11 protein-coding genes are annotated in these 12,902 nt (G+C 61.3%); 4 read left to right on the top strand and 7 right to left on the bottom strand.

The features are described 5' to 3' along the window. Window positions 1-46: 46 nt before the first annotated feature. Window positions 47-562, bottom strand: coding sequence for a 2-oxo-4-hydroxy-4-carboxy-5-ureidoimidazoline decarboxylase (gene uraD, locus H621_RS0121895; protein ID WP_028945418.1), 516 nt, complete (start codon window positions 560-562; stop codon window positions 47-49). Continuing rightward, window positions 562-1,488, bottom strand: coding sequence for an allantoinase PuuE (puuE, locus tag H621_RS0121890; protein ID WP_028945417.1), 927 nt, complete (start codon window positions 1,486-1,488; stop codon window positions 562-564). Before puuE ends, uraD begins: the two co-directional genes overlap by 1 nt. Before the next feature lie 397 nt (window positions 1,489-1,885). Here puuE and uraH point away from each other — a divergent pair, with 397 nt between their 5' ends. After that, window positions 1,886-2,239: a hydroxyisourate hydrolase gene (gene uraH / locus H621_RS0121885; RefSeq protein WP_028945416.1), complete on the top strand. Its 354-nt coding sequence runs from the start codon at window positions 1,886-1,888 to the stop codon at window positions 2,237-2,239. 279 nt (window positions 2,240-2,518) lie between these two features. On the opposite strand, the gene H621_RS0121880 is transcribed toward uraH, so the two are convergent. Further along, window positions 2,519-3,868 carry an NCS2 family permease gene (locus tag H621_RS0121880; protein ID WP_028945415.1) on the bottom strand — a complete coding sequence of 450 codons (1,350 nt, stop codon included), beginning with the start codon at window positions 3,866-3,868 and terminating at the stop codon, window positions 2,519-2,521. 359 nt (window positions 3,869-4,227) lie between these two features. On the opposite strand from H621_RS0121880, the gene H621_RS0121875 reads away from it, so the two are divergent. Then, a complete protein-coding gene (locus H621_RS0121875; protein WP_028945414.1) occupies window positions 4,228-4,992 on the top strand; it encodes a GntR family transcriptional regulator in 765 nt (254 codons plus the stop codon). A gap of 188 nt (window positions 4,993-5,180) precedes the next feature. Beyond that, entirely contained in the window at window positions 5,181-5,879 is a 699-nt protein-coding gene (gene aqpZ, locus H621_RS0121870; RefSeq protein ID WP_028945413.1) for an aquaporin Z, read from the top strand. On the opposite strand, the gene guaD is transcribed toward aqpZ, so the two are convergent. From guaD to xdhA, 4 genes are all read right to left on the bottom strand, one after another. Then, entirely contained in the window at window positions 5,876-7,180 is a 1,305-nt protein-coding gene (gene guaD, locus H621_RS0121865; protein WP_028945412.1) for a guanine deaminase, read from the bottom strand. The two genes, aqpZ and guaD, sit on opposite strands and share 4 nt — an antisense overlap. Before the next feature lie 10 nt (window positions 7,181-7,190). Then, entirely contained in the window at window positions 7,191-8,036 is an 846-nt protein-coding gene (xdhC, locus tag H621_RS0121860) for a xanthine dehydrogenase accessory protein XdhC (protein ID WP_028945411.1), read from the bottom strand. 90 nt (window positions 8,037-8,126) lie between these two features. Then, complete coding sequence (xdhB, locus tag H621_RS0121855; RefSeq protein ID WP_028945410.1) at window positions 8,127-10,523, bottom strand: xanthine dehydrogenase molybdopterin binding subunit; 2,397 nt, start codon at window positions 10,521-10,523, stop codon at window positions 8,127-8,129. Beyond that, window positions 10,516-11,970 carry a xanthine dehydrogenase small subunit gene (xdhA, locus tag H621_RS0121850; RefSeq protein WP_028945409.1) on the bottom strand — a complete coding sequence of 485 codons (1,455 nt, stop codon included), beginning with the start codon at window positions 11,968-11,970 and terminating at the stop codon, window positions 10,516-10,518. The genes xdhB and xdhA overlap by 8 nt, the downstream gene beginning before the upstream one ends. Before the next feature lie 272 nt (window positions 11,971-12,242). On the opposite strand from xdhA, the gene H621_RS0121845 reads away from it, so the two are divergent. Then, on the top strand, window positions 12,243-12,902 hold the full coding sequence (locus tag H621_RS0121845) for a GntR family transcriptional regulator (RefSeq protein ID WP_028945408.1): 660 nt from the start codon (window positions 12,243-12,245) through the stop codon (window positions 12,900-12,902).

Here is a 12,902-nt window from a genome sequence, read left to right as displayed (position 1 = left end):
GGGTACGCTCATGTCGCGCACTCGGGCCCACGGGCATCGGCGTCCCTTAAAGTTGCAGCAGGCGGAACAGGGCAATCAGGTTGATCTGTGCCAGCGCTTCCTTGAACTCGGCCTCGACCGAGTTGTGGATGCGTTTTTCGAACGCGGCGAGGATCTGGTGCCGGTTGCTGCCTTTAACTGCCATGATGAACGGGAACTTGAACTTTGCTTTGTAGGCGTCGTTGAGTTCGGTAAAGCGCTCGAACTCCTCGGCGGTGCACTGGTGGATACCAGCGCCAGCCTGTTCATTGGTGCTCGATTCGGTCAACTCACCCTGGATCGCGGCCTTGCCAGCGAGGTCCGGGTGAGCGTTGATCAGTGCCAGTTGGGCGTTATGCTCGGCGCTGAGCAGGATGTCGCTCATGCGCTGGTGCAGGGCTTCGATCTGGTCGACTTCCTGCAGCTGGCCCAGGTCGTAGGCCTTTTCGGCAACCCAGGGCGAGTGTTCGTAGATGTCGGCAAAGGCTTCGACAAACGCAGCGCGTTCCAGGGACGAAGGCTTGAGGGTCTTGAAAGCGGTCATTAGGCGTTCTCGGCTTTGTAGGGGTGGGTGGCATGCCAGTGACGGGCGATGTCCACGCGCCGGGCGAACCAGACCTGATCATGGCTCTTGGCGTATTCGACGAAGCGCTTGAGTGCAGCCAGGCGGGCCGGGCGGCCGACGAGGCGGCAGTGCAGGCCGATTGACAGCATCTTCGGTGCTTCGGCGCCTTCTTCGTACAGCACGTCGAAAGCGTCCTTGAGGTACTGGAAGAACTGCTCGCCGCAGTTGAAGCCCTGAACCTGGGTGAAGCGCATGTCGTTGGTGTCCAGGGTGTATGGGATCACCAGGTGCGGCTTGCCGGTCGGGTTGTTCGGTTCCCAGTAGGGCAGGTCGTCGTCGTAGGTGTCGCTGTCGTAGAGGAAGCCGCCTTCCTCCATCACCAGGCGACGGGTGTTCGGGCCGGTGCGGCCGGTGTACCAGCCTACTGGACGCTCGCCGGTGAGCTCGGTGAGGATGCGGATCGCTTCGAGCATGTGCTCGCGTTCCTGGGCCTCATCCATGTTCTGGTAGTCGATCCAGCGGTAGCCGTGGCTGCAGATTTCGTGGCCGGCTTCGGCCATGGCACGGATCACGTCGGGGTGACGCTGGGCGGCCATCGCAACGGCAAAGACGGTCAGCGGGACACCGGTGTCCTTGAACAGCTTGAGCAGGCGCCAGACGCCGGCGCGGCTGCCGTATTCGTAGAGCGATTCCATGCTCATGTTACGAGCGCCCTGCAGGGGCTGGGCGGCGACCATTTCCGAGAGAAAGGCTTCCGATTCCTTGTCTCCGTGAAGAATGTTGCGCTCGCCACCTTCTTCGTAATTGAGCACGAAAGACAAAGCGATGCGGGCATTCCCCGGCCAGCGCGGATGGGGTGGGGTATTGCCGTAACCGATCAGGTCGCGAGGATAATCAGCGCTCACTGCAGTCTTCCTTCTTATACGTGTCAACGGAGGGCGTGGCGCCCGAGGTAGGGTATCGGCCACGTCGATGAGGTGATTGTATACAACTTTGTTTGCGGTTTGTAAGTCTGTTTTTTCGTATTTCTTTGCCTTTTTACCCCGAAACCCCACTGGGAGAGCCCTGCAAGAAACCTGCCTGATCGGTCAGTTAATGACGTTGCCGTCGGCGATTGGCGTGGTTTTTCGACTGATGGCGTATTTACAGAGGGTGAGCGGTGTGCCGGTAAAGAATACAGAATTATTGTGTACAATTTTACAGAAAAATGTCTTAATAATCCGACAGCCGTAAGCTGCCATGCTTCTTCCTGGTGGCTTGCGGGTATTTTTTGCCCACAGATAGAACAGAGGCGAGCAAGCAATGGGACGTTTGACCACGCATGTACTGGATGCCGCTCATGGCTGCCCTGGCAGCTCGATCAAAGTCGAGCTGTACCGGGTCGAAGGCCAGCAGCTGGAACTGGTGAACACCACCCTGACCAACAGCGATGGCCGTTGCGACGCGCCGCTGCTGCAAGGCGACGACTACCGCAGCGGTGTGTACCAGCTGCAGTTCAGCGCCGGCGACTACTACCGTGCTCGTGGCGTGAAGTTGCCAGAGCCTGCATTTCTTGACGTGGTGGTACTGCGTTTTGGCATCAGCGCCGAGCAGGATCACTACCACGTGCCACTGTTGATCTCGCCGTACAGTTACTCGACCTATCGCGGAAGCTAGTTGGTCGCTAGATGAATCTTCGTAGGTCCTTGCCCGCTCACACTGGCGGGCTTTTTTTTGCCTGGAGTTTGAGGGCCTGATCGCGGGGTGAACTCGCCCGCGCCGGCAGGAGCAATTGCTTTGAACCACGACCGCTGTGCGGTCGATTGCAGGCTGTCGCCAGCGGCCACATGGCAATCTGTAGCCGCTGGCGAGGAACGGATCGGCCCGCGAGAGGCCCTCAGGCAATAAAAAAGCCCCACCCGAAGGTGAGGCTTTGGGGTGTTGCAGGCCGCGCGGTTACAGGAACACAAACTTGGCAATGAAGATCGCGGTCAGCACCCACAAGCTCGCCGAGATTTCGCTGAAGCGACCGGTACCGGCCTTGAGTACCACATAGGTAATAAAGCCCAGGGCAATGCCGTCGGCGACCGAGAAGGTCAGCGGCATCATGATCGCGGTGACGATCGCCGGGATGCTGTCAGTCGCCTCGTCCCAGTTGATGTGGGCCATGCTGCCCATCATCAGCATCGCAACGTAGATCAATGCACCTGCCGTCGCGTATGCCGGAATCATCCCGGCCAGCGGGGCGAAGAACATCGCGGCAACAAAGAACAGGCCCACCACGACCGCCGTCAGGCCCGTACGGCCACCCGCAGCAACACCGGCAGCACTCTCTACATAACTGGTGACCGGCGGTACACCCACCACTGCACCAAACACGCTGGACGCACTGTCAGCCTTCAGCGCCCGCGACAGGTTCTCGATGCGCCCGTCTGCATTCACCAGGTTGGCCCGTTGGGCCACGCCCATCAGCGTGCCGGCGGTGTCGAACATATGGACGAAGAGGAAGGCAAATACCACGGCGATCATGCTGACGTTGAACACCCCCGCCACGTCCATGGCCATCCAGGTCGGTGCCAGGCTCGGTGGCAGCGAGAACAGCCCGCCGTATTCCACCAGGCCCAGGCCCCAGCCAGCGAGAGTGACGCTGATGATGCTGATCAGGATCGCACCGAACACCCGGTGGTAGCTGAGCACGGCAATCATCAAGAAGCAGATGGCTGCCAGCAGTGGGCCAGGCTCATGCAGCGAACCCAGCTTGATCAGGGTGGCCGGGCTGTCGACGACAATACCCGCTGTTTTAAGACCGATCAGTCCGAGGAACAATCCGACGCCGGCACCCATTGCATGACGCAGGCTCACGGGAATGCTGTTGAGCAGCCATTCACGCACCCGCGACAAAGTCAGCAGCATGAACAACACCCCGGAGACGAACACTGCGCCCAGTGCAGCTTCCCAGGTGTAGCCCATGGTGCCGACCACGGTATAGGTAAAGAAGGCGTTGAGCCCCATGCCGGGTGCCAGGCCGACCGGCCAGTTGGCATACAGGCCCATCAACAGGCAGCCCAGGGCGGCGGCGATGCAGGTGGCGACGAACGCCGCTCCGTGATCGATGCCGGCATCGGCCATGATGTTGGGGTTGACGAAGATGATGTAGGCCATGGTGATGAACGTGGTGAGGCCCGCGATCATCTCGGTCTTGACGGTGGTGCCATGTAGCTTGAGTTTGAAAATCCGCTCCAGCCAGCTCGTTTCGAGCGGTGGGGCAAGATCCAGCGTAGGGGCTTCGGATTTGCGGCTTTCCACAGCGTGTACTCCTCAAGTCTTTTCTTGTTTTTCAGAGCCGGTCCTGCGCACGCACTAGGGGGTTCTGTGAGGCGGATGGGATGGCAAGCGACCGGACCGTTTGTTGACTTCTGAGTCAGGAAGTTGCACGGGTGGATTATGCGTTTGTATACAAAGAATGCAAATAATGTTTTTGTTGTTGTGCGCAGATAATTTCGCCGAGCAGCTATAAAGGCCATCATCCACTGCAGAAATCCCTGCGGCTGTGTACAATGTGCCCATACCTTAATCGTTTAATTTTCTTACCAAGACTTGCCATCGCCCCACTGGCTGCTATTAAAGTCAGGGTCCGACTGGCGGATCCCCGTGCTCGAGTGCCCATGAACGAACAGCTGCAACCTCTCAAGAAACCAGTGCGTACCGGCAAGGCCGGGCGCAGCGGAACCCAGGACGACATCGTCTACGCGCACATTTTCGAGGCCATTCTCGAACAGCGCCTGGCGCCGGGTACCAAGTTGAGCGAGGAAGCCCTGGGCGAGATCTTTGGCGTCAGTCGCACCATCATTCGTCGTGCCTTGTCGCGCCTGGCCCATGAAAGCGTGGTGCTGCTGCGGCCCAACCGCGGTGCGGTGGTGGCCAGCCCTACGGTCGAGGAAGCTCGCCAGGTGTTTTTCTCGCGCCGCATGGTCGAGCGTGCCATTACCGAGCTGGCCGTCGAGCACGCTACGGCCGAGCAGCTCAATGAACTGCGCCAGATGGTGCGTGAAGAACGCGACAGTTTTTCGCGCGGTGATCGCGGCGCCGGCATCCGCCTCTCTGGCGAGTTCCACCTGAAGCTGGCCGAGGCGGCGGGCAATGCGCCCCTGATCAGCTTCCAGCGCAGCCTGGTGTCGCAAACCTCCTTGATCATCGCCCAGTACGAAAGCGGCAACCGCTCGCACTGCTCCTACGATGAACACATGCAACTGATCGACGCCATCGAGGCCCGTGATGTGAACCAGGCGGTCAGCCTGATGATGCATCACATGGATCACATCGACAGCAAGCTCAACCTCGACGAAGAAAGCGCCTCGGATGACCTGCATGCGGTGTTCTCGCACCTGCTGCAAACCAAGAAGCGCAGTTCGGTACCGGTCAAAGGCTGATTTGAATCGCGGGGCAAGCTCGCTCCTACAGCGTTCTGTGGGAGCGGGCTTGCCCCGCGATGCGTTTGACACCGCTGGCACTTCACCCAGCCTCTGCTAGATTCTCACCTGCTCCACACCGCAAACCTTCATCAAGCAGTTGGGCTTGCACGCGTTGCGTAGAACTTCAACTACTTGAGGACAGGTATATGTCGATGCCCCTGAGCAAACGCATGGGTGCTGAACTGATCGGGACGTTCTGGCTGGTATTGGGTGGTTGTGGCAGCGCGGTGCTGGCAGCGTCACTGCCTGCCGGCATCGGCCTGGTGGGGGTCGCAATGGCGTTCGGTCTCACCGTGCTGACGATGGCGTTCGCCATCGGCCATATCTCCGGTTGTCATCTCAACCCTGCCGTTTCGGTTGGCCTGGTGGTGGGCGGTCGATTCCCGGCCAAGGACCTGCTGCCCTACATCATCGCCCAGGTGATCGGCGCGATCCTCGCCGCTGCCGTGATCTATTTCATCGCCAGCGGCAAGGAAGGCTTCGATGTGGCCTCAGGCCTTGCCTCCAATGGCTATGCCGAGCATTCACCGGCCGGTTACTCACTGGCGGCAGGCTTTGCCAGTGAAGTGGTGATGACCGCGATGTTCATCCTGATCATCATGGGCGCCACCGACAGTCGAGCCCCGGCAGGTTTTGCACCGATTGCCATCGGCCTTGCCCTGACCCTGATCCACCTGATTTCCATTCCGGTCACCAACACCTCGGTCAACCCCGCGCGCAGCACCGGACCTGCGTTGTTCGTCGGCGGTTGGGCGCTGCAGCAGCTGTGGTTGTTCTGGGTGGCGCCGCTGATCGGGGCTGTGATCGGCGGCGCGGTGTACAAGGGGTTGTTCCGCGAACCTTAGCGTTGGTGAACGCAGCGACCGGCAGCGAAGGTCTGCTTGACGGTGCGGTCATCACCCAGGGTCATCAGCACGAACAGCGTCTCATCGATGCTGTTCGATTGCTGGATGCGGTAGTCCATCAATGGCGTGGCCTTGTAGTCCAGCACCACGAAGTCAGCATCGTTGCCAGGCTTGAGGCTGCCAATCCGGTCGTCCAGGCACAGCGCCTGGGCGCCGCCCAAGGTGGCCAGGTACAAGGACTTGAACGGGCTCAGGCGTGCGCCCTGCAGCTGCATGACCTTGTAGGCTTCGTTGAGGGTGTTGAGCAGCGAGAAGCTGGTACCGGCGCCCACGTCCGTCCCCAGGCCCACCTTGACCTTGAACTTCTCAGCCTGTGGCAGGTTGAACAGGCCGCTGCCCAGGAACAGGTTGGAGGTCGGGCAGAACGCTACGGCCGAGCCGGTTTCCGACAGACGCTGGCATTCTTCGTCGCACAGGTGTACGCCGTGGGCGAACACCGAGCGCTCGCCGAGCAGCTTGAAGTGGTCGTAGACGTCCAGGTAACCCTTGCGCTCCGGGAACAGCTCCTTGACCCAGTCGATCTCCTTGAGGTTTTCGCTCAGGTGGGTGTGCATGTACAGGTCGGGGAATTCCCCCAGCAATTGACCGGCCAGGGCCAGTTGTTCCGGGGTACTGGTGGGGGCGAAGCGTGGTGTTACTGCATAGTGCAGGCGACCCTTGCCATGCCAGCGCTCGATCAGCGCCTTGCTTTCGGTGTAGCCGGATTCGGCGGTGTCGGTCAGGTAGTCGGGGGCGTTGCGGTCCATCATGACCTTGCCGGCGATCATGCGCAGGTCCAGGCGCTGGGCCTCTTCAAAGAAGGCATTCACCGACTCGGGGTGAACACTGCCGAACACCAGGGCCGTGGTGGTGCCGTTGCGCAGCAGTTCCTCGACGAAGATCTTCGCAACCTTGTCGGCGTGGGTCTTGTCGGCGAACTGTTTTTCGCACGGGAAAGTGTAGGTGTTGAGCCAGTCCAGCAACTGCTCGCCGTACGAACCGATCATGCCGGTCTGTGGGAAGTGGATATGGGTATCGATAAAACCTGGGGTGATCAGTGCATCCTGGTAGTGCTCGACGTCGATATCGGCAGCGAGGGTCGGCAGCAGTTCACTGGCGTGCCCCAGGGCACTGATCTTGCCCTCGTCGATCACCAGCAGGCCGTCTTCAAAATACTGGTAGGAGGCTTCGATACCAACTTCGGCAGGGTCGGCGACGCTGTGCAGGATGGCGGCACGGTAGGCTTTGCGGGTTGCGCTCATAGGGCTCTCGTCATATGGCTTGGCTGCGCCGTGACGGCGGCAGCAATTGGGCAATCGGGCCGGCATTGGCAGCGGTGTCGTGCTGGCCGAAGCTGGCGTTGTAGGTGGCAATGATTTCTGCAGCGATGGACACGGCGATCTCGATCGGCAATTTGCCCTTGACCTCGGCCAGGCCCATCGGGCAACGCATGCGTTGCATGCGTTCTTCGCTGAAGCCGCGATCGCGCAGGCGATGCTCGAACTTGACCCGTTTGGTCTTCGAACCGATCAGGCCGAACCAGGAAAAATCATTGCGCTTGAGGATCGCAGCGGTCAGCTCAAGATCCAGCTGGTGGTTGTGGGTCATCACAATGCAGTAACTGCCGACGGGCAAGTCGTCGACCTCATCGACCGGCTCTTCGCTGACAATCTTGCTGACCCCTTGCGGAATGTACTCGGGAAACTCCTGCTCGCGCGAATCGATCCAGCGTACCCGGCAGGGCAGCGCGGCGAGCAAGGGTACCAGAGCGCGGCCGACATGACCTGCTCCGAATACCGCGATTTGCGCCTGCACCTGGCCCATCGGCTCGAACAGCAGCACGGTGGCGCCGCCGCAGCACTGCCCCAGGCTGGCGCCGAGGCTGAAGCGCTCCAGATGGGGAGATTCGCGGCGCTCCTCGAGCATCTGCCGGGCGATCTTCATCGCCTTGAATTCCAGGTGCCCGCCACCGATGGTGTCGAACAGCTGCGAGGCGCTGACCACCATCTTGGAGCCGGCATTGCGCGGGGTGGAGCCGCGCTCTTCGATGATGGTCACCAGTACGCAGGGTTCGCCGCGGGCTTGCAGGTCGGCGAGGGCGTTGATCCAGGTGTGCATATTCAGTTACCTGTGTGGTGCCTGTCTGGGCCTCATCGTTGAGCAGGCCCGCTCCTACCGGTAGGAGCGGGCTTGCCCCGCGATGGACGCCTACGGTGTCACGGTCTCGACTTCGGCAGCCGGCTGCTGCGCCGCTACCGCCTGGCGCATCTGCTCGCAACCCCAGAGCACTCGCTCCGGCGTAGAAGGCGCATCGATCTTCGGTTGCACGCGGTAGTCTGCAAGGCTCGCAACCGCGTCCTTGATCGCACACCAGGCGGCGATACCGAGCATGAACGGCGGTTCGCCCACGGCCTTGGAATGGAACACCGTGTCTTCCGGGTTCTTGCGGTTCTCCACCAGCTTGACCCGCAGGTCGATCGGCATATCGGCCACGGCCGGAATCTTGTAGCTGGCCGGGCCGTTGGTCATCAGCTTGCCCTTGGCGTTCCACACCAGTTCTTCGGTGGTCAGCCATCCCATGCCCTGGATGAAGCCACCCTCGACCTGGCCGATGTCGATGACCGGGTTCAGCGAGGCGCCGACGTCATGCAAGATGTCGGTGCGCAGCATCTTGTACTCGCCGGTCAGGGTGTCGACGATCACCTCGGCGCATGCCGCGCCAAAGGCAAAGTAGTAGAACGGCCGCCCGCGAGCCTGGCTGCGGTCGTAGTAGATCTTGGGCGTCTTGTAGAAGCCGGTGCTCGACAGTGACACCTGGGCGAAGTAAGCCTGCTGCACCAGCGACTCGAAGCTGAGGATTTCATCGCGCACGCGCACATGACCGTTGCGGAATTCGACGTCTTCCTCGCTCACTTTGTACTGGCGGGCGGCAAATTCGGTCAGGCGCTTCTTGAGGATTTCAGCTGCGTTCTGGGCCGCCTTGCCGTTCAGGTCGGCGCCGCTGGACGCTGCAGTCGGCGAGGTGTTGGGCACCTTGTCGGTGTTGGTGGCGGTGATCTGGATGCGCGAAAAATCAACCTGGAACACTTCAGCCACCACTTGGGCAACCTTGGTGTTCAAGCCCTGGCCCATCTCGGTGCCGCCGTGGTTCAGGTGAATACTGCCGTCGGTGTAGATGTGCACCAAGGCGCCGGCCTGGTTGAGGAAGCTGGCGGTAAACGAAATGCCGAACTTGACCGGCGTCAGCGCCAGGCCTTTTTTAAGGATCGGGCTGTTGGCGTTGAAGCGGCGGATCGACTCGCGGCGTTGCTGGTAGTCACTGCTGGCTTCGAGCTCGGCCGTGATTTCCTCGAGCATGTTGTGCTCGACGGTCTGGTAGTAGTGGGTGACGTTGCGCTCGGTCTTGCCGTAGTAGTTGACCTTGCGCACCGCCAGCGGGTCCAGCACCAGGTGACGGGCAATGTGATCCATCACCTCTTCGATGGCAACCATGCCTTGCGGGCCGCCAAAGCCTCGGTAGGCGGTGTTGGAGGCCGTGTTGGTCTTGCAGCGGTGACCGTGGATGGTGGCGTCGCCCAGGTAGTAGGCGTTGTCGGAGTGGAACATCGCCCGGTCGACGATCGAGGCCGAGAGGTCTGGCGAGCAGCCGCAGTTGCCGGCCAGGTCGAAGTTGATCCCGTGCAGGCGGCCGCTGTCGTCGAAACCGACGTCGTACTCGATGTAGAACGGGTGGCGCTTGCCGGTCATCAGCATGTCTTCGACCCGCGGCAGGCGCATCTTGGTCGGCTGGCCGGTGAGGTGGGCAATCACTGCGCACAGGCAGGCAGGGCTGGCGGCCTGGGTTTCCTTGCCGCCAAAGCCGCCGCCCATGCGGCGCATGTCGACGACGATCTTGTTCATCGACACGTCGAGTACTTCGGCCACCAGTTTCTGCACTTCGGTGGGGTTCTGGGTGGAGCAGTAGACGATCATCCCGCCGTCTTCGGTGGGCATTACCGAAGAGATCTGGGTTTCCAGGTAGAAGTGCTCCTGGCCACCGATGTGCAGGGTGCCCTGCAGGCGGTGCGGGGCGCTGGCCAGGGCGCTGACCGAGTCACCGCGCTGGTGGGTATGGCTGTCGAGGACAAAGTGCTTCTTGCGCAGGGCCTCGACCACGTCCAGTACCGGCTCCAGGTCTTCGTACTCGATGATCGCAGCCATGGCAGCGCGGCGAGCGGTGTCCAGGTCACGGGCGGCAACCGCGACCACTGGCTGGCCGACGAACTCGACCTTGTCGATGGCCAGCAGCGGGTCACCGGGCAGCAGCGGGCCGATGTCTTTCAGGCCTGGCACGTCTTCGTGGGTAATAGCAATGCGCACACCTTCAAAGGCGTAGCAGGGGCTGGTGTCGATGCTCAGCACCCGGGCGTGGGCGCGGTCGGACAGGCGCGCATACACGTGCAACTGGTTGGGGAATTCCAGGCGGTCATCGATGTACACCGCTTCACCCGACACATGCTTGTCGGCACTGTCGTGCTTGATGCTGGCGCCTACACCGGTGGTCAGGCCCTGGCTGAACAGTTCGGCCATTTCGGCCTGGCTTTTGGGGGCGTGATGATTAGACATAAGCGGTCACCCGAGTCTCGATGTGCGGTGTTTGCAGTTCGATGAAGTATTTGCGCAGTAGGTTCTGGGCACCGAGCAGGCGGTACTCCTTGCTGGCGCGGAAGTCCGACAGCGGCGTGAAGTCTTCCGCCAGCGCCTGGCAGGCGCGTTCGATGCTGGCCTGGGTCCAGGGCTTGCCGACCAGGGCGGCTTCACAGGCGCGGGCCCGTTTCGGGATCGCCGCCATGCCGCCGAAGGCCATGCGTGCAGCCTCGACTACGCCGTTCTCGATGCGCAGGTTGAAGGCGGCGCACACCGCAGAAATGTCGTCATCCAGACGCTTTGACACTTTGTAGGCGCGGAATGTCCAATCGGCCTTGGCCCGGGGCACGATGATCTTCTCGATGAACTCGCTTTCCTGGCGCGCAGTGATGCGGTAGTCGATGAAGTAGTCTTCCAGCGCCAGGGTGCGGGTGCTGTCGCCCTTGCGCAGGACGATCTGTGCATCGAGCGCAATCAGCAGGGGCGGGGAGTCGCCGATGGGCGAGGCGTTGCCGATGTTGCCGCCCAGGGTGCCCTGGTTGCGGATCTGCAGGGAAGCAAAACGGTGCAGCAGTTCGCCGAAGTCGGGGTACTCGCGGCTCAGGGCGTCGTAGCAGTCGGTCAGCGGGGTGGCTGAGCCGATCTCCAGGTGATCGTCCCGGGTTTCGATGCGCTTGAGTTCGGCGACGTTGCCGACATAGATCATCACTGGCAGGGTCTTGTGGAACTGGGTGACTTCCAGCGCCAGGTCGGTACCGCCGGCCAGCAGGCGTGCTTCAGGGTGAGAGCCATAAAGGTCGGCCAGATCGGCCACGGTCAGCGGCACCAGGCAGCGCTTGTCACCGCTGTTGAGTTCGCCGGTCTCGCTGGGTGCGATGGCTTTGAGCCGGGCGATGGTCTGGGCTTCGCCATTGTCGAACTGGTCAGGCTTGGCCTGGCAGCACGATTGCTCGGCGGCAGCGAGGATGGGGCGGTAGCCGGTGCAGCGGCAGAGGTTGCCAGCCAGGGCTTCCTGGGCCTTGTGCAGATCGGGTGCATCGCTGTTCTTTTGCAGGGCAAACAGCGACATGACGAAACCAGGGGTGCAGAAGCCGCACTGGGAGCCATGACAGTCGGCCATGGCCTGCTGCACACTGTGCAGTTCGCCCTGATGCTTGAGACCTTCGACGCTGATCAATTGCTTGCCGTGCAGCGACGAAACGAAGGTCAGGCACGAGTTGAGGCTACGGTAGCGAATGTGCTCGCGGCCATCATCGTCCTGGCTCAATTCGCCGACCACCACGGTACAGGCGCCGCAATCGCCGCTGGCGCAGCCTTCCTTGGTACCGGATTTGCCCAGATGCTCGCGCAGGTATTGGAGCACGGTCAGGTTGGGGTCCAGGGCATGCTCACTGCGCAGCTCCTGGTTGAGTAGAAACTGGATCACGGGAAGGCCTCACACGCGGTTTATTGTTGTTGAGCGGACTGTAAGCAGACTTGATTTTCAGGTCAACAATTTTCTGACCTTCGGGTCAGGAAATTTTCCACGCCATTGCCCACCTGCCACAAGCGCTCTTCTATAGAGCATAGTCCTTGTAGCCACCCCGAATCTTTTGCGCCATTCGTGCCAACTTCTACGCCCTGGCCCCTGCGCGGCGCTGGGGCAAGTGCGCTACAATTCGCCCCTTGTACACAGTTCAATGATTTTGAAGGAAAACCATGACGTTCAAGGCGCCGGACAGCCTCTCCGAGCAAATTGCCCATTACCTGGCCGAGCGGATCATTCGCGGCGAGCTCAAGCCTGCCGAGCGTATCCAGGAGCAAAAGGTCACCCAGGCGTTGAATGTCAGCCGTGGCTCCGTGCGCGAGGCTCTATTGATCCTCGAGCGGCGTCATCTGGTGACTATCCTGCCGCGTCGCGGCGCCCATGTGACCGAGCTCGACGAGCACAATGTGCGCAGTCTCTGCACCCTGATGGGCGAGCTCTATACCTTGCTGGGCAATTCCGTGGCGCAGAACTGGCGCACCGAAGGCGACCTGTCGCCCTTTCTCAAGATTCAGCAGCGCCTGACCACGGCCCTGGAGCGCCAGGACATCCGCGCCTTCGTCGAGGACAGTTTTGCGGTGATGCGCGCGGCATACCCGTTCGCCAACAACCCCTACCTGCAGGAAACCGTCGAGAATCTGCAACCGGCCATGAGCCGTGCCTATTTCCTCGCCCTGGACCAGCGCAAGGCCGAGATGAGTGATTTTCTGGCGCTGTTTGCCAACCTGCTCGAAGCGGTGGTCGCTCGCGACCAGGCGCGCATCCGCACCGTACTGGCGGAGTACTGCCAGCGCAGTTGCGAGCTGGTACTGGCGGCACTGGCGACTGCCTGA

This window comes from Pseudomonas vranovensis DSM 16006, assembly GCF_000425805.1.
Classification (GTDB): domain Bacteria; phylum Pseudomonadota; class Gammaproteobacteria; order Pseudomonadales; family Pseudomonadaceae; genus Aquipseudomonas; species Aquipseudomonas vranovensis.
Note: the sequence above shows the minus strand (reverse complement) of the source record. Positions and strands in the feature narration are given on the sequence as shown.